Origin of the sequence: Arthrobacter sp. Y81, from assembly GCF_002929335.1 — a bacterium.
Taxonomy (GTDB): domain Bacteria; phylum Actinomycetota; class Actinomycetes; order Actinomycetales; family Micrococcaceae; genus Arthrobacter.
On sequence record NZ_PJIL01000001.1, the window covers coordinates 572,481 to 596,260 of the forward strand.

The 23,780-nt window shown below is 67.1% G+C and carries 24 protein-coding genes; 19 read left to right on the forward strand and 5 right to left on the reverse strand.

Translation table 11 applies throughout. The annotated features are described in order from the left end of the window. Positions 1–27: 27 nt before the first annotated feature. A complete protein-coding gene (locus CXQ91_RS02665) occupies positions 28–372 on the forward strand; it encodes an ATP/GTP-binding protein (RefSeq protein WP_104172353.1) in 345 nt (114 codons plus the stop codon). A gap of 10 nt (positions 373–382) precedes the next feature. After that, positions 383–1,183 carry an alpha/beta hydrolase gene (locus tag CXQ91_RS02670; RefSeq protein ID WP_104172354.1) on the forward strand — a complete coding sequence of 267 codons (801 nt, stop codon included), beginning with the start codon at positions 383–385 and terminating at the stop codon, positions 1,181–1,183. A 78-nt stretch (positions 1,184–1,261) separates the two neighbouring features. Here the strand turns inward: CXQ91_RS02670 and CXQ91_RS02675 are convergent, their stop codons facing one another. Then, positions 1,262–2,455 carry an AI-2E family transporter gene (locus CXQ91_RS02675; protein ID WP_258073806.1) on the reverse strand — a complete coding sequence of 398 codons (1,194 nt, stop codon included), beginning with the start codon at positions 2,453–2,455 and terminating at the stop codon, positions 1,262–1,264. Between the two features lie 297 nt (positions 2,456–2,752). Here CXQ91_RS02675 and CXQ91_RS02680 point away from each other — a divergent pair, with 297 nt between their 5' ends. The 8 genes from CXQ91_RS02680 (at position 2,753) to CXQ91_RS02715 (ending at position 12,334) form a co-directional block, all read left to right on the forward strand. After that, positions 2,753–4,540, forward strand: a complete 1,788-nt coding sequence (locus CXQ91_RS02680; protein ID WP_104172356.1) for a hypothetical protein — start codon at positions 2,753–2,755, stop codon at positions 4,538–4,540. Between the two features lie 51 nt (positions 4,541–4,591). Further along, positions 4,592–5,629 (forward strand): tetratricopeptide repeat protein, encoded by a 1,038-nt coding sequence (locus CXQ91_RS02685; protein WP_104172357.1) that lies wholly within the window; start codon positions 4,592–4,594, stop codon positions 5,627–5,629. Next, positions 5,629–6,729 (forward strand): NADH:flavin oxidoreductase/NADH oxidase, encoded by a 1,101-nt coding sequence (locus CXQ91_RS02690; protein WP_104172358.1) that lies wholly within the window; start codon positions 5,629–5,631, stop codon positions 6,727–6,729. Before CXQ91_RS02685 ends, CXQ91_RS02690 begins: the two co-directional genes overlap by 1 nt. Before the next feature lie 55 nt (positions 6,730–6,784). Continuing rightward, the gene (locus tag CXQ91_RS02695; RefSeq protein ID WP_104172359.1) at positions 6,785–7,591 is read left to right on the forward strand and encodes an ABC transporter ATP-binding protein; all 807 of its coding nucleotides are present in this window, start codon (positions 6,785–6,787) and stop codon (positions 7,589–7,591) included. Further along, positions 7,573–9,144: a transporter gene (locus CXQ91_RS02700; protein ID WP_104172360.1), complete on the forward strand. Its 1,572-nt coding sequence runs from the start codon at positions 7,573–7,575 to the stop codon at positions 9,142–9,144. Before CXQ91_RS02695 ends, CXQ91_RS02700 begins: the two co-directional genes overlap by 19 nt. 50 nt (positions 9,145–9,194) lie before the next feature. Then, positions 9,195–9,977 carry a glucosamine-6-phosphate deaminase gene (nagB, locus tag CXQ91_RS02705; protein ID WP_104172361.1) on the forward strand — a complete coding sequence of 261 codons (783 nt, stop codon included), beginning with the start codon at positions 9,195–9,197 and terminating at the stop codon, positions 9,975–9,977. A 38-nt stretch (positions 9,978–10,015) separates the two neighbouring features. After that, positions 10,016–10,351 carry a DUF3039 domain-containing protein gene (locus CXQ91_RS02710; protein WP_104172362.1) on the forward strand — a complete coding sequence of 112 codons (336 nt, stop codon included), beginning with the start codon at positions 10,016–10,018 and terminating at the stop codon, positions 10,349–10,351. A gap of 207 nt (positions 10,352–10,558) precedes the next feature. After that, a complete protein-coding gene (locus tag CXQ91_RS02715) occupies positions 10,559–12,334 on the forward strand; it encodes a DEAD/DEAH box helicase (RefSeq protein WP_104172363.1) in 1,776 nt (591 codons plus the stop codon). 25 nt (positions 12,335–12,359) lie between these two features. Here CXQ91_RS02715 and CXQ91_RS02720 read toward each other — a convergent pair whose 3' ends face one another. Continuing rightward, positions 12,360–13,010 (reverse strand): isochorismatase family protein, encoded by a 651-nt coding sequence (locus tag CXQ91_RS02720; protein ID WP_104172364.1) that lies wholly within the window; start codon positions 13,008–13,010, stop codon positions 12,360–12,362. Continuing rightward, the gene (locus CXQ91_RS02725; RefSeq protein WP_258073797.1) at positions 13,010–14,338 is read right to left on the reverse strand and encodes a nicotinate phosphoribosyltransferase; all 1,329 of its coding nucleotides are present in this window, start codon (positions 14,336–14,338) and stop codon (positions 13,010–13,012) included. The genes CXQ91_RS02720 and CXQ91_RS02725 overlap by 1 nt, the downstream gene beginning before the upstream one ends. A gap of 37 nt (positions 14,339–14,375) precedes the next feature. Between CXQ91_RS02725 and clpS the strand changes: the two genes are divergently transcribed. From clpS to rdgB, 6 genes are all read left to right on the forward strand, one after another. Continuing rightward, on the forward strand, positions 14,376–14,744 hold the full coding sequence (gene clpS / locus CXQ91_RS02730; RefSeq protein WP_104172366.1) for an ATP-dependent Clp protease adapter ClpS: 369 nt from the start codon (positions 14,376–14,378) through the stop codon (positions 14,742–14,744). Next, positions 14,737–15,303 carry a DUF2017 domain-containing protein gene (locus CXQ91_RS02735; RefSeq protein ID WP_104172367.1) on the forward strand — a complete coding sequence of 189 codons (567 nt, stop codon included), beginning with the start codon at positions 14,737–14,739 and terminating at the stop codon, positions 15,301–15,303. The genes clpS and CXQ91_RS02735 overlap by 8 nt, the downstream gene beginning before the upstream one ends. A gap of 112 nt (positions 15,304–15,415) precedes the next feature. Beyond that, a complete protein-coding gene (gene murI, locus CXQ91_RS02740) occupies positions 15,416–16,432 on the forward strand; it encodes a glutamate racemase (RefSeq protein ID WP_374953610.1) in 1,017 nt (338 codons plus the stop codon). Beyond that, the gene (locus CXQ91_RS02745; RefSeq protein ID WP_104172369.1) at positions 16,429–17,226 is read left to right on the forward strand and encodes an MBL fold metallo-hydrolase; all 798 of its coding nucleotides are present in this window, start codon (positions 16,429–16,431) and stop codon (positions 17,224–17,226) included. The genes murI and CXQ91_RS02745 overlap by 4 nt, the downstream gene beginning before the upstream one ends. A gap of 85 nt (positions 17,227–17,311) precedes the next feature. Beyond that, a complete protein-coding gene (gene rph / locus CXQ91_RS02750) occupies positions 17,312–18,070 on the forward strand; it encodes a ribonuclease PH (RefSeq protein WP_104172370.1) in 759 nt (252 codons plus the stop codon). Further along, entirely contained in the window at positions 18,067–18,741 is a 675-nt protein-coding gene (gene rdgB, locus CXQ91_RS02755) for an RdgB/HAM1 family non-canonical purine NTP pyrophosphatase (protein ID WP_104172371.1), read from the forward strand. The genes rph and rdgB overlap by 4 nt, the downstream gene beginning before the upstream one ends. 101 nt (positions 18,742–18,842) lie before the next feature. Here the strand turns inward: rdgB and CXQ91_RS02760 are convergent, their stop codons facing one another. Then, positions 18,843–19,613, reverse strand: a complete 771-nt coding sequence (locus tag CXQ91_RS02760) for a VTT domain-containing protein (RefSeq protein ID WP_104172372.1) — start codon at positions 19,611–19,613, stop codon at positions 18,843–18,845. Positions 19,614–19,752: 139 nt separating this feature from the next. On the opposite strand from CXQ91_RS02760, the gene CXQ91_RS02765 reads away from it, so the two are divergent. Further along, positions 19,753–20,769 (forward strand): exonuclease domain-containing protein, encoded by a 1,017-nt coding sequence (locus tag CXQ91_RS02765; protein ID WP_104172373.1) that lies wholly within the window; start codon positions 19,753–19,755, stop codon positions 20,767–20,769. Positions 20,770–20,871: 102 nt separating this feature from the next. Beyond that, positions 20,872–21,450, forward strand: coding sequence for a DUF4395 domain-containing protein (locus CXQ91_RS02770; protein ID WP_104172374.1), 579 nt, complete (start codon positions 20,872–20,874; stop codon positions 21,448–21,450). On the opposite strand, the gene CXQ91_RS02775 is transcribed toward CXQ91_RS02770, so the two are convergent. Further along, positions 21,437–22,558 carry an ADP-ribosylglycohydrolase family protein gene (locus tag CXQ91_RS02775; RefSeq protein WP_104172375.1) on the reverse strand — a complete coding sequence of 374 codons (1,122 nt, stop codon included), beginning with the start codon at positions 22,556–22,558 and terminating at the stop codon, positions 21,437–21,439. The genes CXQ91_RS02770 and CXQ91_RS02775 overlap by 14 nt on opposite strands. A gap of 209 nt (positions 22,559–22,767) precedes the next feature. Here CXQ91_RS02775 and CXQ91_RS02780 point away from each other — a divergent pair, with 209 nt between their 5' ends. After that, positions 22,768–23,766, forward strand: coding sequence for an MIP/aquaporin family protein (locus CXQ91_RS02780; protein ID WP_104172422.1), 999 nt, complete (start codon positions 22,768–22,770; stop codon positions 23,764–23,766). Positions 23,767–23,780: the final 14 nt, after the last annotated feature.

Here is a 23,780-nt window from a genome sequence, read left to right on the forward strand (position 1 = left end):
GGTCAGGGCCTGGGGCAGAATGGAGGCATGCCCCGTTCCAACCGACCCCGCCGTGCCGCCTCTGGAAAATTGGGACAGGCCAGCCGCAAACACGCCGGCAGCCCCGTGCCGGAGCTCGACCTCGAACGTGCCCGGTCCGGCATCGCCCGGCGGGAAAGCGCCCCCGACGGCGAGTGGATGGTCCGCACCATGACGGCCAAGCGGGCCGAAAAGTCCTACATCTGCCCGGGCTGCTCCACAGCGGTCCTCCCCGGCGTGGAGCATCTGGTGGTCTGGTCCGAGGATCACCTGTTCGGCGCGGCGGCCGGCCTTTCGGAACGGCGCCACTGGCACTCCAACTGCTGGACGTCACGCACGTACCGCTATCGCTAAGCTGTTAGTCATGACTTTTGACCCGGCGTCGTTCGTATTCAGCCAGCCTTCCGAAGCAACCGCAATCCGGGCTTCGACAGTTCTTCCGGCCCGCCGGGAGAACGTGGAAATACGCACCGAAGACGGTCACGTCCTCGTCGGCGAACTCGCCGTCCCGGAATCCGGCGACATCACCGCCACGCTGATCACGCTGCATCCGCTGCCCACCCACGGCGGGTTCATGGACTCGCACGTGTACCGCAAGGCGTCCTACCGGCTGCCCGCGCTGGCCGGTGTGGCCGTCCTCAGGTTCAACACCAGGGGAACCAGTTCGCCCCGCGGCACCAGCGAAGGACGGTTCGAAGAGGGCATCGGCGAACGGCTCGACGTCGAGGCGGCCGTCAGGTTCGCCGCTGGCCGGAACCTGCCCAACCGCTGGCTCGTGGGCTGGTCGTTCGGCACCGAGCTGGCTCTTATGTACGGGGCGACGGAACCGGTGGCCCCGGAGGTGGAAGGCGCCGTGCTGCTTTCACCGCCGCTGCACCGGGCCACGGATGTTCACCTGAAGGAGTGGGCGGCCGCCGGCAAGCCCCTGAAGGTGCTGGTTCCCGAACACGACGACTACCTCCAGCCGGCCGCCGCCGCCGAGCGCTTCAGCATGGTGCCGCAGGCGGACGTGGTGGGGGTCGACGGCGCCAAGCACCTGTGGGTGGGGGAGAAGTACGCTGCCCGGGTGCTGAACGAAATCGTCGACGAGGTCACGGAGCGCGGCGCAGGCCCGGAAGGCCTGTCCCAGGAATGGAACGGGCCCATGGCCACGGCCGCGCCGTAGGACGAAACCGCAACACAACAGGACAGCCGCCCCGTGGGTCCACGGGGCGGCTGTCCTGTTTCCTGGCGGAATCGCTGGTCAGTGCTTGTCCTGGCGGACGATGAAGATTTCCTTCACGAGCAGCATGATCGCCGCGGCGGTGGGAATGGCGATCAGGGCGCCGAGCACGCCCAGGAGGCTGCCGCCCGCGATCACGGAGATGACGGCAACGGCGCCGGGCACGGCCACAGCTTTCTGCATGATGCGGGGGGAGATGAAGTACGCCTCGAACTGCAGGTAGGCAAAGTAGCAAATGGCATAGACAACGGCGGTCTGCCACCCTGCGGTGAGGGCGATCAGCGTGACCAACACGCCCGCGATCATTCCGCCGACCAAGGGGATGAAGGCCAGCAGCGCCACAACGAACGCCAGCAGGACGGCAAAAGGGACGCCAACAATGGACATCACGATGAACGCAAAGGTCGCGTTGACGAGGGCAACGCAGGCCTGGCCGATGACGTAGTTGCCCACGGAACCGGTGATCTCTTCCGAAAGGGCTTCCACCCGTACCCGGCGGGAGCGGGGTGCCAGCCGGTAGCCCCACTTCTTCATGGCGGGAAGGGCAGCAAGGAAATAAAGGCTCAGCACGAGGACAATAAGGGTTCCGAAGAGCCCGTTCGCCACCGTGGACCCGAAGCCGACGACCCCTCCGAAGATGCCACCCACGGCATCCGGATTGTTAACGAACTTCTCCAGCTCCTGCGTGATGCGGTCCCGCACGCCAAACTGGTCGTCGAGGCTGCGGAAGAAGTCCGAATCGATGAAGTCCTGGATCCAGCGGGGCGCTTCCTGCACAATCTGGGTCACCTGCTGGACGATGGTGGGGATCAGCGTGGCGAAGAATCCGACGACGGCGGTTACAAGGACGGTGACCGACACCAGGATGCCGATGGGCCGCGGCAGCTTGCGCCCTTCCAGCCAGCGCACCACCGGGTCCAGGCCCAGGGCGATGAAGAGCGCGGTCACGATCCACAGCAGGAGCTGCGTGGTGTTGGACCCGATCCAGTAGACGAGCAGGGCCAGGCCGACGCCGACGGTCCCCATGAATCCCATATAAAGGGGATGCTGGGATGACATGCGCGGACCGGGATGGCCGAAGCGGGTACCCGTCTCGGTTTCGGGAGTGATGGAGTCCTCCGCGGACTCGGGCGGCATCTCGAAGCGCAGCCGGGGCTGGGCGCCGGGAATGGGCGTCCGCAGCCTGCGTACCACCGCCGCCGCCAGGTCCGGCAGCCGCCGTCTGCGTTCGTGTTGCCTGCCGTCCGTTACACCTTCCTGGGCACCGGATCCCGTGATGTCTTGCTGTCCTGGGGTGGACGAATCCGTGTGTTCAGTCACTGCGTTTTGGGGCCCTTTACCGTCTGTGGCACCGCCTTTGCGGGCCTTGTGATGATCATCGCAAACACTATCAGCAGGCCTGTCAGCGCCCCGTTTTCCTGCGGTCGCGGCCAGTTGCCCTAGGCTGGGAACAAAGCCCCGATCTGACTCATTGGTAACAAAACGGTTACTATTGAAAGTAAACCCCCGCTGATGATAGGTATCCTTTTGCGTTTCAAGACTGCAGTTGCACTAGTGCTGCTCGGCCTCCTAACACTGCTGGCCGGCGTAGGACAGAAGACCATCTGGGCCCCGGCCGAGACCGTTACAGCCTCGGCGCCCACCGACGGCACCGCCGCACCACTTACCGTCATTGACCAGAAGTTGAGGACCCTTCACGGGGGAACGGTCAAGATCAACGTCAAGGGCGAAGGCAGCTTCATGCTGGCCGCCGGCCGTCCCGACGACGTGGATGCCTGGGTCGGCAAGACGGCCCACAACACGGTCTCCGGTGTTGCCGACGACAACAAGTCCCTCCAGCTGGCCCACACGGACGGCGAAGCCGCCGCACCGTCGCCCGCCGGTTCCGATCTGTGGGTCTCCACGGAGAACGCCAGCGGTGAGCTGAACTACACCTGGAGTGCCCCGGCCGACGGCGAGTGGTCGCTCCTGCTGGCCTCGGACGGCACCAAGCCGGCGCCGTCGTCCATCTCCATGACGTTCCCCAATGACACGTCCACTCCGTGGGCCGTGCCGTTGATGGTCCTCGGCGGCCTCCTGATGCTGGCCGGACTGGCGCTGCTGGTGCTCAAGCCCAAGGGCGGCAAGCCCGCCGACATTGGCGGGGACGACACCGGCGAATCCCTGAAGGACAAACTTGTCCGCCGTGCCCGTGCAGTCCGTCCGGCCGACAAGACGGCGCCCACAGCCCCTTCGCCTGTTGAAAAGCAGCCCGGCGGCGCCAGCTCCACCGCCACCTTCAGCACGAGGCGCGCAGGCGTGGCCATGGCCGCGCTCGCTGCCACGATCGTTGCCGGCACGGGCGTAGCCGCCCAGGCCACCACCCCGGCCCCGTCGCCGTCAGCCAGTGCAGCCGCCGGGGCGGACACCGTCCCGGACTCGCCGGTGCTGCTGGATGCCCAGTTCCGCCGAATCCTGGAGCAGGTTTCCAGCACGGTGGATGCTGGCGACGCCGCCAAGGATGCCGCGAAGCTCAAGTCCCGCGTTGACCGCACTGAACTCGAGGTCCGCACGCAGAACTACAAGATCCGGTCGCAGGTTGGCGCCTACGAGGCGCGCATGCCCGTCCGCGCCACCAAGCTGCTGACCACCGTTGTCACCAGCAAGCGCGCCTGGCCCCGCTCGGTCATGGCCGTCACCCAGGGTGAAGGCAACGTTGTGCCCCAGCTGCTGACCCTCGTGCAGAAGTCCCCGCGCGAGAACTACAAGCTCGTGGAGACCACACCGCTGCAGCCCGGCACCACGTTCCCCGCCATCGGACGGGACGGCACGGAAACCCTGGCCGCCGACGACAAGTCAGGCCTGCTCTACAGCGGCGAGGAAGCCCTTGCCGGACTCGGGGACCGCCTGACCAAGGCCGATTCGACGTTCAAGGACAAGCTCGTGGAGGGTCAGTCCTCGCCGTATATCGCCGACACCCTGGCGTACCAGGCCGACGTCGCCAAGACCGGCGTCGACGGCAACTTCAGCTTCACGCACAAGGTGGCACCCGAGGAAACGGTGGTGTTCCGCACCGCAGACGGCGGCGCCTTGGTTCTTGGCCGCCTGAACTTCGCCTTCGACGGAACGCCCAAGGCCGAAGGGGACAAGCTCGCGATCGGTGACGACGCAGCCGTCCTGGCCGGGGGCAAGGAAACGAGCTCCGGCATGGTGCTCAACTTCGCCGAGTCCATGGCGGTTTACATCCCGCCGACCGGATCCAAGGACCCGATGAAGCTCGTGGCCGCCACCCGCGGACTCGTCGGAGCAAGCTTCAAGTAGCGCCCGCTCCGGGTATGACCAGCAGCGGCCGGAGTGGCTAGAGTGGAGGCTATGAGTTCGCCAGCCTCCCGTCCAGTCCCTCCAGCCGCTGCCAGCCAGCTCAACCTGCGTGGCGCCGTCGACCTTTCCAGCCTGAAACAGCGCCCTGCGCCACCGGCGGGAGGGCAGCCGCCCGCCGCCGGGCAGTCTTCTACCGGGCAGCCGGGGGCCGTGCCGCCGTCGGCGCCTGCCGAGGGGGCGGCGCCGGACACCGGCGGACAGCCGCTACGCGTCGACGTCACCGAGGCAAACTTCCAGCAGCTCGTTGAACTGTCCGCGCAGGTACCCGTGGTGTTCGGCCTCTGGGCAAGCTATTCGCCCGCTTCGGGCGAGCTGATCAGCGTCCTTGAGGACATCGTCAACAGCTATGGCGGACGCCTGGTCCTGGGTGCCGCAGACATTGACGCATTCCCGCAGCTTGCCCAGGCCTTCCAGGTCCAGGCAGTCCCGACGGCCGTGGCCGTGGTGAAGGGACAGCCCGTGCCGCTGTTCCAGGGCGGAGCCGACGAACAGCAGGTGCGCAGCCTGCTGGATGAACTGCTGAAGGTCGCGGCCGCCAACGGCGTCACCGGCAGCCTGGGCGGCGCCGGAGCCGCACCCGCACCCGCCGACGCCGAACCGGCCCCGCTGCCCCCGCTGCACCAGGCAGCCTACGACGCCATCGAGGCCGGAGACTACGCCGCTGCGGCCGCTTCCTACCGGCAGGCGCTGCTGGAGATGCCCGCGGACGCGGAAGCCAAAGCCGGCCTCGCCCAGGTGGAACTGATGGAGCGCCTGCAGTCGCTGACCGGTCCGGACAGCGATGCGCTCCGCCAGCTCGCAGCTGATCAGCCGGACAACCTCGATGCCCAGCTGGGCGTGGCGGACCTGGATATTGCCGGTGGACACATCGACGACGCACTGGGCCGGATCGTCGGTTTCATCGGCCGGAACTTCGGCCCGGAGCGAGAGACCGCACGGGTCCGGTTGCTGGATCTCTTCGAGGTGGTGGGGCCGTCCGATGAACGCGTCGCCAAGGCACGGCAGGGGCTGGCACGGGTGCTCTTCTAATGCCCCCGGCCCTCTTTTCACCGCTGGAGCTGCGCTCACTGACACTGCGCCACCGCGGGTGGGTCTCGCCCATGTGCCAGTACAGCTGCGGCCCGGACACCGGCGAGGGCGTCCCCCACGACTGGCATCTCATGCACCTCGGGTCCTTCGCGGCCGGGGGAGCGGCCCTGATCCTCACTGAGGCTGCGGCAGTCAATGCAGCCGGCCGGATCAGCCCCATGGACGCCGGAATCTACAACGACGAGCAGGCGGCCGGCTGGGAACGGATCACGGCGTTTGTGCACCGCTACGGTGCCGCGGACGCCAAGATCGGCACCCAACTGGCGCACGCGGGCCGCAAAGCCTCGACCTACTGGCCCTTCTCGGGGAAGCGCGGCTCAGTGCCGGCGTCCGACGGCGGCTGGGAGACTGTGGGGCCGGGCACCTCGGCGTTCGACGGGTATGCGGCGCCCGGCGCCATGACCGCGGCGGAAATTGACGGCGTCATCGCGGACTTCGCCGCGGCCGCCGTCCGGGCCGTCGACGCAGGGTTCGACACGATCGAAATCCACGGCGCCCACGGCTATTTGCTCCATCAGTTCCAGAGCCCGCTCATCAACGACCGCACTGACGAATGGGGCGGCGACGAGTCCGGACGGAACCGGCTGACCCTGGCCGTGGTGGACGCGGTGCGCAACGCCATTCCCGATTCGATGCCGCTGCTGCTGCGGATCTCCGCATCGGACTGGGCCGAAGGCGGGATCGACGCCGCGGCATCGGTCCGTTTGGCCGGAGCGGCCGCCGAACACGGCGTGGACCTGGTGGACGTGTCCAGCGGGGGAGCCGTGGCGCACCAGCAGATTCCCGCCGGTCCCGGCTACCAGACAGGTTTCTCGGCCCGGATCCGACGCGAGGCAGGCGTCCGCACCGGCACCGTGGGGCTCCTGACCTCTGCAGGGCAGGCGGAACACGCCGTCGCCACCGGGCAAGCTGACGGGGTCTTCATTGCGCGCGCGGCACTGCGCGACCCGCACTGGTGGCTGCGCGCCGCCTTCGAGCTCGGCCACGAGCTCCCGTGGGCCCCGCAGTATGAACGGGCCATTCCCCGCCACTCCTTCTAGGAAGTAACCCTTTCGGACGATCCTCCCGGCACATCCGGGAGACTACGCTGGCACCATGACTGAACCGCAACCCGGGCCTGATCCGTCCGCCGGCCCTCAGCAGCATCCCGTTCCGGCCCTCGCCATCCGTGGCCTTGCGAAACGCTTCGGCGGCAAGATCGCAGTCGACGGCATCAGCCTCGACGTGCCGGCAGGGTCCTTCTACGGGATTGTGGGTCCCAACGGTGCCGGCAAGACCACCACGCTGTCCATGGCCACGGGGCTCCTCCGGCCCGACTTCGGCACCGCCCTGGTGCACGGCGTCGACGTCTGGGCAAGGCCGCTCGAAGCCAAGAAGCTCATGGGGATCCTTACCGACGGCGTGAGGCTGTTTGACCGGCTCACGGGGGAACAGCTTGTGAGCTATGCGGGGCTGCTCCGCGGGATGGACAAGGACGTGGTGTCCGCCAGGGTGGCGGAACTCCTGGCCGCGCTTGACCTTAGCGCCGACGCCGGAACCCTGGTGGTGGACTACTCGGCCGGCATGACCAAGAAGATCGCCCTGGCCTCCGCCCTCATCCACGCCCCCAGGCTGCTGGTGCTCGATGAACCGTTTGAATCGGTGGACCCGGTCTCCGCCGCGAACATCCGGGACATCCTGGACCGCTACGTTGAATCCGGCGGGACGGTGATCGTTTCCAGCCACGTCATGGACCTGGTCCAGCGGATGTGCGACCACGTGGCTGTGGTTGCCGCGGGCCGGGTGCTCGCGGCCGGCACGGTGGAGGAAGTCCGGGCCGGTGCCTCCCTGGAGGACCGGTTTGTCCAGCTGGTGGGCGGCCGGAGCCAGACGGAGGGCCTGGAATGGTTGCGCACCTTCTAAGGCTGAAAATCACGCTCCTGCGCAACAGCCTCCGGCGCAGCCCCTGGCAGCTGCTGGGACTGATCATCGGCGGGCTGTATGCCGTCGGGATCGCCGGTTTCTTCGGCGTGGCACTGGTACTGCTCCGGACGGCTGAACTGGAGCTTGCCCAGACCGTGGTGGTGCTGGGCGGTTCCGCCGCCTTCCTGGGCTGGGCCATCGTCCCTGTTGTTGCTTCCTCCGCCGACATGACCCTGGACCCGGCACGCTTCACCACCGCGGCAGTGCCCATGCCGCAGCTGCTGGCCGGGCTTGCCCTCGGCGGACTGATCGGGATCCCCGGGATTGCCACCGCCCTCGTCGCGCTGGCCACCGTGGGCACTTGGGGCAGGGGAATACCTGCTGTTCTGGCTGCCATATTGGGTGCCGTCCTGGGTGTGATGACATGCGTTGTCCTCTCCAAAGTGGTGACGACGGCGACGGCGGGTCTGGCTTCCTCCCGGCGGTTCAAGGATGTCAGTGCCCTCGCCTTTATGGTTCCGCTGATGTTTATGGGGCCGCTGGCGGCATTTGTTGCCCAGGGAGCTTCAGGCTCCGCCGGATTCCTGGCCGATCTCGCACGGGTTCTGGCATGGACACCGGCAGGCGCAGCGTGGTCGCTCGGTGGAGACGCCGCCGCGGGTAACTACGGACCGGCCGTCCTGAAACTCCTTATCGCGCTGGCAACCCTGGCCGGCCTGGCCTGGTGCTGGAAAGCGCTCCTGCAGCGTGCCCTCGTCACCCCGCCCTACACGGCCGGCGGCAAGAAGCGCGCCGGAAGGATGGGGCTGTTCGGAGTGATGCCCGCGACGCCCACGGGTGCGATTGCGGCGCGCGCGCTGACCTATTGGCTCCGCGATCCCCGGTATTCAGGTTCACTGGTGGTCATTCCGCTGCTGCCTGTCCTGCTGTTCTTCCAGGCGAGCCAGACGGGTGACTACGGAGTGCTTGCGATTACCGGCCCGCTGGCGGCGTTCCTGCTGGCGTGGTCGATTTCCGCGGATGTCTCGTACGACAACACCGCGTTTGCCCTCCATCTGTCCAGCGGCGTCCGTGGTGTCCACGACAGGCTGGGGCGGGCCCTTGCCTGCCTGGCGTTCGCACTCCCGATCGTGCTGGTCTTCAGCATCGGCCCGTTCTTCTTCACCGGGGATTGGGAATGGCTTCCGTCGCTGCTCGGACTGTCCCTTGGCGTCCTGTTCACCGGGCTGGGCCTGGCCTCCGTTATTTCGGCGCGGTACACCGTTGCGGTTCCGCTCCCGGGCGACAGCCCGTTCAAGAAGCCCCCGGGAAATGTCGCCCAGACCATGGCCGTGCAGTTCGGCGGGATGGGCGTGCTGCTGGTGCTGGTGCTGCCGGAAGTGGTGCTGTTCGTCGCCCAGTCAGTCACGGGCAGCATGGTGCCCGGATGGATCAACCTTGTGCTGGGCCCGGTTCTCGGACTGGCCCTCTTCGTGGCAGGCGTCCGCCTCGGCGGCAAGTGGCTTGACGCACGCGGACCGGAACTGCTGGCCCAGCTCGCAGTCAACCGCTAGGCCGGCCAGGGGCATGATGTAGTGATAGGGACGCGGAAAGGCGGTTGGCCATGGAAATCGTGATTCTTCCGGGGAGCAAGCAGATCGGAGCCCTGGCGGCGGACGCCGTCGAGGACCTGCTGCGCCGGAAACCGGACGCTGTCCTGGGCCTTGCCACCGGGTCCTCCCCGTTGCCGGTCTACGACGAGCTTGCCCGCAGGCACGAACAGGATGGCCTCGACTTCAGCCGGGCGCACGGCTTTGCCCTGGACGAGTACGTGGGCCTTGAGCCGGGGCATCCGCAGTCCTACCGGGAGGTGATCCGGCGCGAGTTCACGGACCGGGTGAACATTGCTCCGGAGAACGTCCACAGCCCCGATGGCTCGGCGGCTGACATCCCGGCCGCCTGCGAGGCGTATGAAGAAGCCATCAAGGCGGCCGGAGGCGTGGATCTGCAGCTGCTGGGGGTGGGGACCGACGGCCACATCGGGTTCAACGAGCCGGGCTCGTCCCTGGTGTCGAGGACCCGGATCAAAAGCCTGATCGAACAGACGCGCCGGGACAATTCCCGGTTCTTCAAGAGCATCCATGATGTTCCCCACCATGTGCTCACCCAGGGGCTGGGCACCATCATGGACGCCCGCCACGTGATCCTCATTGCAACCGGCGCCCAGAAAGCACAGGCTGTCCGGGACCTCGTGGAGGGTCCGGTCGCCGCCATCTGCGCCGCGTCCGTGCTCCAGATGCACCCGCATGCCACAATCCTGGTGGATGAGGCCGCTGCGTCGTCGCTCCGGCTGGCGGACTACTACCGCCACACCTATGACAACAAGCCCGGGTGGCAGGGCCTGTAGCCCCGGGGTTCAGTTTTTTGTCCGGGACAACGGCTAAGATGGATGCCATGACTAGCATGACGGATCCCCTCGAAAACGACCCGATGCGTGAGCTTTCCGGAGCAGGAACGTCCACTGCCACTATCGAGCGCGAGGAACTGCGCCAGGAAGTGGAGCCCGGTGACCGGGAACGGTTCTCCCACTACGTGCGCAAAGAGAAGATCATGGAATCGGCCGTGACGGGCGACCCGGTCATCGCGCTGTGCGGCAAGGTGTGGACCCCCGGCCGCGATCCGCAGAAGTTCCCGGTCTGCCCCGAATGCAAAGAGGTCTACGAAGGCCTGCGTCCGGGCAACGACGGCGGCAAGGGCTCGGGCGACGATTCCGGCAAGTAGCCGGTGCTTCCCGCGGTCACCCATTCCTTGAGGTGACCGTGCCCGGCCAGGGCAACAAATCACGGTGCGCTATTCCCTGCTGCGCGCGTCCCGTGACGTGATGATCGTGGTTACCGGACCAGTGCGGCTCTTCCGGAACAGATTGGTGTTTATGTTTATGTGTCTTTCGCTGACGGCTGCCGCAACGCGGGGAATTGAGGGCTCTGCGTGACGGAGACACTCTTTGGCGGGCCAACGCTGCCACCGGCCTACCCCGAACGGGCAGCGTGGGGAACCGCGCAGAAGCTCCGTGCCTGGCAGCAGGAGGCGCTCGACCGGTACTTTGCGACCGGCCCCAGGGACTTCCTGGCCGTCGCAACACCCGGAGCAGGAAAGACCACCTTCGCCCTCCGTGTGGCCTCGATGCTGATCGAAGCCGGCACCGTGAACCGCGTGACCATCGTGGCGCCCACGGACCACCTGAAACGCCAGTGGGCTGATGCGGCGGCCCGGGTGGGAATCGCGATCGACCCCAACTTCAAGAACTCGGACGGGCAGCACGGCCGCGGCTTCATCGGTGTGGCGGTCACCTACGCCCAAGTGGCCAGCAAGCCCATGCTGCACCGGGCGAAGACTGAGGCTGCCCGGACCCTGGTGATCCTCGACGAGATCCACCACGGCGGCGAAGCCCTGTCCTGGGGTGACGGCCTCCGTGAAGCCTTTGATCCGGCAGCACGCCGCCTTTCGCTGACGGGAACGCCGTTCCGCTCGGACACTTCGCCCATTCCGTTCGTGGAGTACGCCGAGGACCGGGACGGCATCCGCCGCTCCAAGGCCGACTACACCTACGGCTACGGGAACGCCCTCCGTGACCATGTGGTCCGTCCCGTCATGTTCATGGCCTACTCCGGACAGATGCGCTGGCGCACCAGCGGCGGCGAGGAGATGGCCGCTTCCCTGGGCGAGACGGCCGTGACCAAGGACATCATTTCGCAGGCCTGGCGCACCGCCCTCAACCCTGCAGGCGAATGGATCCCGGCCGTGCTGGCCGGGGCGGACAAGCGCCTGAGCGAGGTCCGCCGGACCGTGCCCGACGCCGGCGGCCTGGTGATCGCCACCGACCACGACGACGCCCGCGCCTACGCCGGCCAGCTGAAGAAGATCACCGGTGAATCGCCCACCGTGATCCTTTCCGACGACGCCAAGGCATCCAGCAAGATCGAGGAATTCACCGCCAGCGAAAAGCGCTGGATGGTTGCCGTCCGCATGGTGTCCGAAGGTGTGGACGTGCCCCGGCTTTCGGTGGGCGTCTACGCGACTTCCACGTCCACGCCGCTCTTCTTCGCCCAGGCCGTGGGCCGATTCGTGCGTGCCCGGAAGCGGGGCGAGACGGCCTCCGTGTTCCTGCCCTCCGTTCCGCAGCTGACCGCGCTGGCGAACTCGATGGAGGCCGAACGGGACCATGCCCTGGACCGGCCGGAGAAAGAGGACGGCGACGGCCTGTTCAATCCGGAGGACTCGCTGATGGAGGAGGCCAACCGGGAGGACAAAGCCTCCGACAGCCTCACCAAAGGCAAGTTCGAGGCCCTGGACTCGCAGGCACTGTTCGACCGGGTGCTGTTCGACGGCGGCGAGTTCGGCACCGGCGGCGACATCGGATCAGATGACGAACTGGACTTCCTCGGCATCCCGGGACTCCTGGACGCGGAGCAGGTGGGCACCCTGCTGCGCCAGCGCCAGCACGAACAGCAGAGCCGCAAGAAGCTCAGGTCCACGGAGCCGGTTGCCGCCCCTGCCGTGCCGGACCATCGGATGCTGATGGACCTCCGCAACGAACTGGCAAAGAATGTGGCTGCCTGGTCCGCCCGGACCGGAACGCCGCACGGCGTGGTGCACACCAAGCTCCGCACCGTCTGCGGCGGCCCGCCGGTGGCGCAGGCCAACGAGGAACAGCTGCAGGCCAGGCTGCGGAAGCTTCAGGACTGGTTCATCGGCCGCAAGTAGGGCCGGCCATCAACGAAAGGCCGGCTCAGGCCAGGTCTACGCCCCCCAGTTCCATTTCGGCGTAGGCGTCGTCGAGGTCGTCGGCGATCCCGGCCGTCAGGTCCCGGATCACCGTCACGGAGTAGCCCGCCTGGACGGCATCCAGGGACGTGGCCATCACGCAGTAGTCGGTGGCGAGGCCCACGATCACCACGTCTTCCACGTCATGGCTCTGCAGCCAGTCGTCCAGGCCGATCGCATCCTCGTCGGCGAATGAACTGGCAGTGAACGCCACCGCGTCGTCCGGCAACGGCAGGGCGCCGGGCTTGCGGTCACCTGTCGGGACGGCGTCCTCGGGGGCAAGGATGCCCTCGAAACCGGAGTAGGCGGCCGTGAACTGGCCCTTCTGGAAATAAGCCTGGATGTATTCGGTGTCCAGGTCCGGATGCAGTTCCGCGCCCTTCGTGCCGGCGACGCAGTGCGGCGGCCAGGTGTCAATGAAGTCGGGTTTCTCCGCGAAGTGCAGGCCGGGTTCGATGTGCCAGTCCTGGGTCGCCACGATGTGGTCGAACTGGCCGTGATGGGCATCGACGTACTCGCTGATTGCCCCGGCGACCTCAGCACCGCCCTTGACTGCGAGGGAGCCTCCTTCGCAGAAATCGTTCTGGACGTCAACAATGATCAGGGCGCGGGACATCAGTTCTCCTCGTAGAGAGTAGGGATAGCCGGTTCGCCACGCTGCAGCCGGTTGACCACTGCGGGCAGTTCTGCCATGGAGTCCACGTGCCGCTGCCGGGCGCGGAACACGCCCTCCGTTCCGGTCCAGCCGGGGAGCAGCTCGCCGTTCTTGATGAATTGCTGCAGCAGCTGGCGGTCGTTGCCGTCGTCGTCGGGCCGGTGTCCCACCCCGACGATCTCCTGAGTGGCGACGCCCCGCTCGTTGAGCCGTCGCAGCGCGTACTTCCGGCCGCCCTTGCTCGCCTTGTTCTTGGCGGCCTTGGCCACCGAAACGAATTCCCCGGCATCATCCGTGCGGCTGACGAGTTTGTAGACCATGCTCGCAGTCGGGGCACCGGAACCGGTAACCAGCGAGGTGCCAACGCCGTAGGAATCAACCGGTGCAGACTGCAGTGCTGCGATGGCGTATTCATCCAGGTCCGAGGTGACCACAATCTTGGTGTTCTCGTTGCCAAGGTCGTCCAGCAACTGCCGGACCCACTGGGCCTGCGCCACGAGGTCCCCGGAGTCCAGCCGGACTGCCCCCAGCTCGGGGCCCGCAAGGTCTACGGCCGTGCGGACGGCCGTTTCGACGTCGTACGTGTCCACCAGCAGCGAGGTTCCGCTGCCGAGCGAGGCGATCTGCGCCTCGAACGCTTCCCGTTCGGTGTCGTGGAGGAGCGTGAAGGAGTGGGCGGCGGTGCCCACGGTCTTGATGCCGTAGCGCCGCCCGGCTTCCAGGTTGGACGTGCTGTCGAAGCCGGCGATGACGGCTGCGCGGGCGGCCGCGGCCGCGGATTCCTCCTGGGTCCGGCGGGAGCCCATTTCGATGCAGGGCCGGGTGCCTGCCGCAGTGATCATCCGGGACGCTGCGGAGGCGATGGCGCTGTCGTGGTTGAGCACCGAGAGAATGTACGTCTCCAGGATGCAGGCCTCAGCGAACGTGGATTCCACAATCAGGATGGGGGAGTGGGGGAAATATGCTTCGCCCTCCGCATAACCCCAGATGTCGCCGGTGAAACGGAACCCGGCCAGGTAGTCCAGGGTTTCGGCGTTGACCACTCCGGTGCTCCGGAGGAAATCCAGCTCCGGGCCGCCGAAGCGGAAGTCCGCGATGCCCTCGAGCAACCTGCCCGTTCCGGCCACGATCCCGTAGCGGCGGCCGTCCGGAAGCCGGCGGGCGAACGCCTCAAACACCGACTTCCGGTGTGCGGCGCCGGAATGCAGGGCCGCCTGGAGCATGGTCAGCTCGTAGTGGTCGGTGTACAAAGACGTGCGGGGATGGTCCCAGCCAGCAGAGGTACTCACGAATTCACTCTAGTGCGCATCGCCCTAGAATGGACAGATGACCCTAAGCGTTGCGCTCGGCCCTGACACCCAGGAGAGCACCCAGACCGGAACAGTGACGTCCACCGACGCCCTGACGGCCCCGGACATTCCCTGGAACCTGGTGATCTGGAATGATCCCGTCAATTTGATGAGCTACGTAAGCTACGTTTTCCAGAGCTACTTCGGCTATTCGGAGCCCAAGGCCAACAAGCTCATGATGGAGGTCCACAAGAAGGGACGCTCCATCGTGGCGCACGGCAGCAAGGAACAGGTGGAGCAGCACGCCGTCGCCATGCATGGCTTCGGCCTGTGGGCAACGGTGGAGAAAGCCGCCGGGGGCGGCAAAGACGGCGGATCCGGCAAGGGTAAAGGCAAACGTGGCTAAGGCATTCAAATACGGACTCAAAGGCATTACCGGGTACCTGGAACCCGCGGAACGGGAACTGCTGCGCAGCCTGATTGACGACGTCATCTCCATGCTCGAGCCGGCGGAAAGTGCCAGCGAAGATCCGCTGACCGCCCTGATCGGGCTGGACATGAATGTCCAGGAACCGTCGGACCGCGCGCTGCGGCGGCTCCTGCCCAACGTCACGAAGAACGACGACGCCGCCTCCCTGGAGTTCCGCCAGCTCACCGAACGCTCACTGCGGGAAAATAAGATCGGCGCCCTGCGGGCGGCGGCGCTGGGGCTGGACACCAATGACGTTGTTCTTTCACCCGCCGATGCCAGGCTCTGGTCCCAGGCGCTGAACGACGTCCGGCTTGTCCTGGCCGAACGGCTGGACATCCGGGACGATGCCGACGCCGACCACGTCCACACCATGCAGGACTGGTCCCAGGCCGAAGACGTGGAAAGCTACCTGGCGCTGGTGTACAACTTCACCACGTGGCTGCAGGAATCGCTGGTGCAGGCCATGCTCCAGTCCATGGAATCGCGCGGCTGACCGTAAACGTGCGCCGCCGGCGGTCCGTCACGCAAGTGTGACCCATCCGACATGAGTCGGACGACACAATGTGATGGCCGCACCAACAGGGAAGCCCTATCCTCGAATAATCATGACAACAGCCTCGAGCACGGATCCGGCAGCGGGAGCTGCGGCGGATTCCCCAGCGATCAGCACGGACAACAGCCCCATGGGCTCGCGGCCTATCGGCATCTTCGACTCAGGAGTCGGAGGGCTGACTGTGGCGCGGTCCATCATCGACCAGCTGCCCAACGAGTCGATCCTCTATGTGGGCGACACCGCCAACGGCCCGTACGGACCGCTGCCCATCGCCGAGGTCCGGGCCAACGCCCTGGGCGTGATGGATGAGCTGGTCGATTCCGGCGTCAAGCTGCTGACCATCGCGTGCAACTCCGCCTCCGCTGCCGTGCTGCGGGATGCCCGTGAACGGTACACGGCGCGTTACGGGATCCCGGTCATCGAAGTGATCCAGCCGGCTGTGCGCCGGGCCGTGGCCGCCACCCGGAGCGGGCGCGTGGGCGTCATCGGGACGTCCGCGACCGTGGGCTCCCGCGCCTACGAGGACACCTTCGCCGCCGCCCCGGACCTGCACATCACGTCCGTGGCCTGCCCGGCGTTCGTCAGCTACGTGGAAGCCGGCGTTACCACCGGCCCGGAACTGCTGGCCGTCGCCCGGGAGTACCTTGAACCGCTCCGCGCGGCCGGCGTGGATACCGTCGTCCTCGGCTGCACGCATTACCCGCTGCTCACCGGAGTGATCTCGTACGTCATGGGCGAGGACGTCACGCTGGTCTCCAGCGCGGAGGAAACAGCCAAGGACGTTTACCGGGCACTCGTCTCGCACGATCTGCAACGGACACTCGAGGCGCCGCCGCAGCACCACTTCATCGCCACCGGGGAAGCAGGCCAGTTCGAAACCCTGGCCAGGCGCTTCCTGGGCCCGGAAGTGCTCAGTGTGCGGCACGTGGACCATGTCGCCGCACAGTACCCCACAGGCAGCCTGGCAAAAATAACGCCGGAGATGATCGCAGCCGCCCAGGCCGGCGCCGCCCGGCCACGGCTCTCCAACTTCGTCAGCGGATCCGCAGCCGGAGGTTCCCGCCTGTGAAGCTGACCATTGTTGGCTGCACCGGGTCCTTCCCGGGACCCGGCTCCCCGGCGTCGTGCTACCTGCTGACCGCCCACGACGGCGAGCGGACCTGGAAGATCGTGATGGACCTCGGCAGCGGGGCCCTCGGCGCCATCCAGCGGTACACGGACCTGGAGGACATCGACGCGATCTTCCTCACGCACCTCCACCCGGACCACTGCATGGACCTGTGCGGCCTCCATGTGGCTGTGCGGTGGAAGCCGGGCGGCTGGGGGCGTGACCGGATTCCGGTCTGGGGCCCTGCCGCCACGGCGGACCGGATGGCCACGGCGTACGGGCTGGAGCTTGACCCCGGCATGCACGAGGAATTCGACTTCACCAACTGGACTGAACGGCAGTCCGTCACAGTCGGTCCGTACACCGTCACGCCGTTCGCAGTGAACCACCCCGTGGAGGAGGCCTACGCCCTTCGGGTGGAGGTCACCGAACCGTCCGCCAACGGCGTTCCGGTCACCCGGGTGCTTACCTATTCGGGGGACACGGACTCCTGCGCCGGGCTGGAAGAGGCCGCGAAGGACGCGGATCTTTTCCTGTGCGAGGCCGCCTTCGAGGAAGGCCGGGACGACGACATCAAGGACGTGCATCTGACCGGCAAGCGCGCCGGTGAGGCCGCTGCCGCCGCCGGGGCGCGCCGGCTGCTCCTCACGCATATTCCGGTGTGGACGTCGCAGACCAAAGTGATGGCCGAGGCCAAGCCGGTGTTCAACGGCGACGTCGCGGTTGCCGTGGCCGGAGTCCACTACACGGTCTAAAGCTTCCGGCCGGTTGGAGTGTGTCGGTTGCCAGTGCGTTTTTACCGGTGTCCGGCGGGACCGCGCGGGTCGATAAGCTAAAGGCATGACTTCTGAAGCAATTGCCACCCCCGTCATTCGTGCCGACGGCCGTACCCCTGATCAGCTCCGCCCGATCAGCATTACCCGCGGCTGGTCCAAGCAGGCCGAAGGCTCGGCCCTGATCGAATTCGGCAACACCCGGGTGCTGTGCACGGCTTCCCTGACCGAAGGCGTGCCGCGCTGGCTCAAGGGGGAAGGCCGCGGCTGGGTCACGGCCGAGTACGCCATGCTGCCCCGTGCCACCAACACCCGCTCCGACCGCGAGTCCGTCAAGGGCAAGATCGGCGGCCGCACCCACGAGATTTCCCGCCTGATCGGCCGCTCGCTCCGTTCAATCATCGACACGAAGGCCCTCGGCGAGAACACCATTGTGCTGGACTGCGACGTCCTGCAGGCCGACGGCGGCACCCGCACTGCCGCCATCACCGGCGCCTACGTGGCGCTTGCCGAGGCCATCCGCTTCGCCCGCGAAAACAAGATGATCTCCAAGAACGCGCAGCCCCTCATCGACACCATCGCCGCCGTGTCCGTCGGCATCATCGACGGTATCCCCATGCTGGACCTGCCGTACGTGGAGGACGTCCGCGCGGAGACCGACATGAACGTCGTGGTCACCGGGTCCGGAAAGTTCGTGGAGGTCCAGGGGACGGCCGAGGGCGCCCCCTTCGACCGCGACGAGCTCAACCAGCTGCTGGACCTGGCCCTGCTGGGCACCGAACAGCTCGCGGCCATCCAGCGCGAAACGCTGGCGGAAGCCCCGTGACCCACGCGGCTGGCCCGGCTCCCGTGCTGGTCCTCGCCACGCACAACAAAGGAAAGCTCAGCGAGCTCCGGGAGCTGCTGCGCGGGCAGGTTCCAGGGCTCGACGTCGACACACAGGTTGTGGACGCCGGCGCCGTCGGCGCGCCGGACGTCGCCGAGACGGGCGTGACGTTTGCCGAGAACTCCCTGCTGAAGGCCCGCGCAGTCGCCGAGGCAACCGGCCTGGTGGCCATAGCCGACGACTCAGGACTTGCAGTGGACGTCCTGGGCGGCGCACCGGGAATCTTTTCGGCGCGGTGGAGCGGCCGGCACGGAGACGACGCCGCCAACCTGAGGCTCCTCCTCGCCCAGCTCGCGGAGGTTCCGGATGAATACCGCGGGGCCGCCTTCGTCTGCGCGGCGGCTGTCGCCGTGCCGGGCCAGGCAGCGGATGGCGGCGGGCGCGAGGTGGTGGAGTACGGCCAGCTTGAGGGCTCGCTGCTGCGCGAACCGCGGGGGGAAGGCGGCTTTGGCTATGATCCGGTGCTGCAGCCGAGCGGCCTTGACCGCAGCTGCGCCGAACTGAGCCCGGAGGAAAAGAACGCCATCAGCCACCGCGGCCAGGCATTCAGGGCGTTGCTCCCGGCCATCGTCGAGGCACTGGCGGAGCATCGCCGGCGGGAGCAGGCCTAGCCTCAGGAACCAACGACGCTTCGGGAACAACGACGAAGGCGCCCCACACTGTGGGGCGCCTTCGTCGTTATCCGTGTTGCCTGGCTTTCCGCAAGCCGGACCTACATGTTCGTCTTGCGATCTTCTTCCGGAGCGTGCTCCTCGATGTACTCGTCCACGGCGTCCGTGCCGAAGTGGGCGGCCTGGCGCTTGGCGGACAGCCCCCGCAGGATCTCGATGCCGATGGGGATCACGGAGACCAGCACAATGACGATGAAGATGATGTCCAGGTTGTCGCGCACCCACGGCACCCGGTCGCCCAGCAGGTAACCGAGGAGCGTGACTCCGCCGCCCCACAGAACGGCGCCGATGACGTTAAAGAGGAAGAACTTCCGCTTGCTCATCTGCGCGACGCCCACGATCACCGGAACGAAGGTGCGGATGATGGGGACGAAACGCGCGAGGATCAGCGCCTTGCCGCCGTGCTTTTCAAAGAAGGCGTGCGCGCTTTCCACGTTCTCGCGCTTGAACAGCTTCGAATCCGGCTTGTTGAAGATCGCCGGGCCGGCCTTGGAACCGATGAGGTAACCGGTCTGGTTTCCCACGATGGCCGAGACGATAATGAGCGCGGCAAAGAGCCAGATGTTGAACTTGATGGTGTCCGTGGCCACCAGGAGGCCTGCCGTGAAAAGCATGGAGTCGCCAGGCAGGAAGAATCCGATCAGCAGACCCGTCTCCGCGAAGATGATGCCGCAGACCAGCAGCACAACCCAGGGGGCAAGTGACGGGTCGGCCAGGAAAATCTGGGGGTTGAGCCAGTCAGGGAGGAACGAGGCCAGGTGCGGCTGCACGGGTCCCGCACCCCCGAGGGTGGACACGGCAAAGTCACTCATCGCATGTAGGTTCACCCCTCAAGGTTACTGGACCTCCGGCGCCGGACTTTGCCCGGCGGACCGCGGCGTGACCATCGACACACACGACAGGCGGGGCAACGGTACCGGGGCCCGGGCGGGCCGACGCTAAAGTGGAGCCGTGGGTTTGGACTTTACGGCGATCGACTTCGAGACAGCCAACGGCTTCCGCGGTTCGCCGTGTGCCGTTGGCCTCAGCAAGGTCCGTGGCGGGGTGGTGGTGGAGGAAGCCTCCTGGCTGATGCGGCCACCCGAAAACCATGACCGCTTCGACTACCACAATGTGCGGATCCACGGCATACGGCCCGAGGACGTTGCCGGCCTGCCGCGCTTCGGCGAGCTCTTCCCCGAAATCGGCGCATTCATCGGGGGAGACGTGCTGGCGGCGCACAACGCCGCATTCGACCTGGGCGTGATCCGCTCCGCGCTGGAAGTGTCCGGGCTGCCGGGCCCTGCCTACGACTACGCCTGTACGGTGATGCTCTCACGCCGGTGCTATTCGCTCGTCTCCAACTCGCTGCCCTACGCAGCCGAGGAAGCCGGCGTCCCGCTGGTCAACCATCACGACGCGGCAGAGGACGCCAGGGCGTGCGCGGGCATCCTGATCGACATTGCGCGGCGGAACGGCGCCGGCAGCATCGCCGAACTCTTCATGTCACTTGGACTTGCGCTCCCGCATCAGCAGGCGTTCGATCCGGCCCGCGACGGCCTTTCGAAGGCAACGCTCACCGCCCTGGGGGCGGCCGGCGGCAATGGAGCCGCGCCGGTGCGGGCGTTCAAACCGGGCTGGCCCGAAGAAGGGGCCAACCCTGTGCCGAACACCGACGCCGAGCCCGGTCATCCGCTGTTCGGGCAGACGGTGGTGTTCACGGGCGAACTCGCCATGCCCCGGCCCGACGCCAAGGTCCTGTCGGCGGAGTTTGGCGCGCAACCCGAAAGCAGGGTGACCGGCCGGACCACGGTGCTGGTGGTCGGCGACGGCTTTGTGGCGTCCGACCTTCGCTCCGGCCGCCTGACGGGCAAAGCCAGGCGCGTCCTGGAGCTCCACGAGCGTGGCCAGCGCATCGAGGTGCTGTCCGAAGGCGAATTCCTGCAGATGGTGGGCGGCCAGGTTCCTGCAACCGCAGCGCTGCTCTAGCCGGGGCGTTGGCTCCGGGTGCCGGCTTCCGGACGAAGCTGCAGCGGGTCATACGGCGCAACAATGCTTCCGGTGCCGGAGGGCGCCTCCTAGCCTTGCACCATGGTCAAACTCCGAGTCACCGACACTGACACTTCCGCTGACGCGACCCCGGGCAACGGCAGCGTGGTTGCGGCGGGAAGCCGGCGCGCCGGCGTCGACTGGCGCAAAGTGTTCGAATTCCCCAACCCGGTCAATGAGTACGCCGCCCGGATCACCGCCGGCCTCGTGGTGGTGCTGGCTGCCATCACCCTGCTGACGGGCTGGGGATGGGGACTGGCCGTCATCGCCGCCGGTTTCTGGCTGCGCGTGCTGTTCGGCTCCCGGATTTCGCCCCTGGCGCAGCTCTCCGTCAAGGTCCTGGCACCGCGCCTGGGCCGGGCAAAGCTGGTCCCCGGCCCGCCCAAGCGCTTCGCGCAGGGCATCGGGGCGGCGATGTCAACGGCCGCGGCACTGCTGTTCGCGGCAGGGCTGCCGCCTGCCGCCTGGATTCTCCTGGCCGTGCTGGTGCTGGCAGCCTCGCTGGAAGCATTCGCGGGGTTCTGCCTGGGGTGCGCTATCTTCGGTTTCCTTCAGCGCCGCGGACTCATTCCGGCGGAAATCTGCGAAGCCTGCAACAACGTCAGCTTCAACCGACCGTAACCGTGATCAGCTGCCCGGCCATTCCCCGGATGACCTCCGGGGCTTCCAGGGCTGCCAGCCACTCGGCCGGAAGGCATTCCTCGCCGTAGAAGGCACCCAGGATGTTCCCGGCAATGGAGCCGGTGGAGTCGCTGTCTCCGCTGTGGTTCACGGCCAGCACAATGGCGTCACGGAAGTGCGCCTCGGGTCCCATGCCGGCTGTCTCCGGTGTCACTTCCCGTGCGGGCGCAGTGGCCAGAACCGCGTAAAGCGCGACGGCGAGGGCCTCCTCGGCCACCCAGCCTTCTCCCAGCTCCCGCACCAGGTCGTCCGGACTGAGCAGTTGGTCGGTGGCCGCTTCGGCCCCCGACCCTTCCGCGAGCTGAAGGGCACGCTCCAGCCGGCCAAGGAGCGCCGGTTCGGCGTCGGCCTGACCCCGCGCATGGTTGAGGGCGAATTCGGCCGCTTCAAGGAGACTTTGGCCACTCATGAGGGCATGGATCAGGAGGCTGAACGCTCCGGCGCTCTGCCGGGCTGAACGGTGCCCGTGGGTCAGTGACGCCGCGTCCGAGCTCAGCTTGTAAACCGCCTCGGCAGGAACATGCGGAATGAGGCCGAACGGCGCCGAGCGCATCACGGTGCCGCATCCCTTTGAATCGGGATTCACCGGTCGGTACACGGTGCCCATTTCGCCGGTGGCCAGTCCGCTGAGGCAGGCATTTCCGGGTGCGCGCCGGTGCTTCAGGGCTGCCTGAGCGTCAATCCAGCGCGGTTGCGGGACCGGTGCAGACGGCGGGACTGGCACCCCCTGCGTCGCGAGCCACCGCAGGTAGGCAAGCCACACGCAGGCGTTGGCGTCGGCGGCCGTCCCGTCGTTTGCCCACTCCAGCGCCTCTACGAGGCCGTCAACCGTATACAGCGTCATCTGCGTGTCGTCCGAGAAGTGGCTGCCGCCGTCGAGCGCTGAAAAATCCTGGAGCCCTGCGGGACCGAAGCGGCTCCGGATGGTGGAAATATCATCGAATTCCACGGCGTAGCCAAGGGAATCGCCCAGGGCGCCGCCCAGCAGGCAGCCATGGATCCGGGACTCATGCGTCGGCGCCGTCCGGCGGAAAGGTTCAGTGCTCATGTCAGTAAATTTACCCCGGGCGGGTCACGCGCCGGTGCGCGGGCAGGCGCGCAGTCGCAACGACAGGCGCCCGCCCGCTAAGCTCGGATCCAGCAAGCGTCCAGACTCAATTGGCAGAATACGTCGGACAGTACATTGCCGGGTGCACCGACGCCCGCACGCGCACCGGAATCACCGGCTGGGCAACGAAGCAAAGGATTTTCCAAAACATGACCTCCCCTGTGCCTGCACACCAGACCTCAAGTCCCGATTTGCACGCCGCTCCGGAGGCCTTCAAACCGGGGCTTGTGGCCCGCCTGTCAGCCGAGGCCTTTGGAACCCTGTTCCTGGTGATCGCAGGGCTGGGCGTCCCGCTGTTCACGATTCCGCAGTCCAACCCGCTGCCGGCCTCCCTTGCCGCCGGACTGGCCGTCACCGCGGCCATGCTCGCGTTCGCCTACATTTCCGGCGGGCACTTCAACCCGGCCGTGACGCTGGGCAACGCCATCGCCGGCCGCATCAGGCTGCCGGAAGCTGCGGCGTACCTCGGCGCGCAGCTTGTCGGCGCCATCGCCGGAACCCTGGCCCTGTTCGGCGTCCTGCGGACTGTTCCCAAGATCGAGGACACCCGCGCCGCTTTTGACACCGTGACCGCAGGCTTCGGCGAGCACTCCATCATCCAGGCGCCCATGGCCGGCGTCCTGCTCGTCGAGGTCCTGGGCGCCGCCCTGCTGGTCGCTGTCTTCCTTGGCACCACGGCCGCGCGCAACACCAACAAAGCCGCCGCACCGTTCGCCGTGGGACTCACGCTGGCCGTCCTGCTGCAGCTTGGCCAAGCAGTGGGCAACACCCCCTTCAACCCCGCCCGGGCAACCGCGTCAGCCATCTTCAGCAACACCTGGTCCCTCGAGCAGCTGTGGCTCTTCTGGGTGGCGCCGCTGGTGGGCGCCGCGATCGCCGGCCTCGTGTTCCGCGGCTTTGCCGAGACGCCGGCGGTGCCGGCCCGAACGCATGCCGGCAACGACTCCACGCTGGACTCCGACGACGACGGTCTTGACAACGACGACCTTGGCGCAGACGACCTGGACTCCGACGACCTGGACCCCGCGCAGCAGCCTTCGGCCCGTGCAGCTGACCCGCGCACGCCGGCGGCACAGCCGAAGTCCGACGGCGGCGACGCCGTCAACGACGACGCCCGCGACTTCTTCGACGGCAAGCGCGGACAGTAGTTGCCCGCCCTGCC

Coding starts and splice junctions, on each gene's coding strand:
- CXQ91_RS02665 (WP_104172353.1), top strand. CDS start 28: ATGCCCCGTTCCAACCGACCCCGCCGTGCCGCCTCTGGAAAATTGGGA.
- CXQ91_RS02670 (WP_104172354.1), top strand. CDS start 383: ATGACTTTTGACCCGGCGTCGTTCGTATTCAGCCAGCCTTCCGAAGCA.
- CXQ91_RS02680 (WP_104172356.1), top strand. CDS start 2,753: ATGATAGGTATCCTTTTGCGTTTCAAGACTGCAGTTGCACTAGTGCTG.
- CXQ91_RS02685 (WP_104172357.1), top strand. CDS start 4,592: ATGAGTTCGCCAGCCTCCCGTCCAGTCCCTCCAGCCGCTGCCAGCCAG.
- CXQ91_RS02690 (WP_104172358.1), top strand. CDS start 5,629: ATGCCCCCGGCCCTCTTTTCACCGCTGGAGCTGCGCTCACTGACACTG.
- CXQ91_RS02695 (WP_104172359.1), top strand. CDS start 6,785: ATGACTGAACCGCAACCCGGGCCTGATCCGTCCGCCGGCCCTCAGCAG.
- CXQ91_RS02700 (WP_104172360.1), top strand. CDS start 7,573: ATGGTTGCGCACCTTCTAAGGCTGAAAATCACGCTCCTGCGCAACAGC.
- nagB (WP_104172361.1), top strand. CDS start 9,195: ATGGAAATCGTGATTCTTCCGGGGAGCAAGCAGATCGGAGCCCTGGCG.
- CXQ91_RS02710 (WP_104172362.1), top strand. CDS start 10,016: ATGGATGCCATGACTAGCATGACGGATCCCCTCGAAAACGACCCGATG.
- CXQ91_RS02720 (WP_104172364.1), bottom strand. CDS start 13,010: ATGTCCCGCGCCCTGATCATTGTTGACGTCCAGAACGATTTCTGCGAA.
- clpS (WP_104172366.1), top strand. CDS start 14,376: ATGACCCTAAGCGTTGCGCTCGGCCCTGACACCCAGGAGAGCACCCAG.
- murI (WP_374953610.1), top strand. CDS start 15,416: ATGACAACAGCCTCGAGCACGGATCCGGCAGCGGGAGCTGCGGCGGAT.
- rph (WP_104172370.1), top strand. CDS start 17,312: ATGACTTCTGAAGCAATTGCCACCCCCGTCATTCGTGCCGACGGCCGT.
- CXQ91_RS02760 (WP_104172372.1), bottom strand. CDS start 19,613: ATGAGTGACTTTGCCGTGTCCACCCTCGGGGGTGCGGGACCCGTGCAG.
- CXQ91_RS02770 (WP_104172374.1), top strand. CDS start 20,872: ATGGTCAAACTCCGAGTCACCGACACTGACACTTCCGCTGACGCGACC.
- CXQ91_RS02775 (WP_104172375.1), bottom strand. CDS start 22,558: ATGAGCACTGAACCTTTCCGCCGGACGGCGCCGACGCATGAGTCCCGG.
- CXQ91_RS02780 (WP_104172422.1), top strand. CDS start 22,768: ATGACCTCCCCTGTGCCTGCACACCAGACCTCAAGTCCCGATTTGCAC.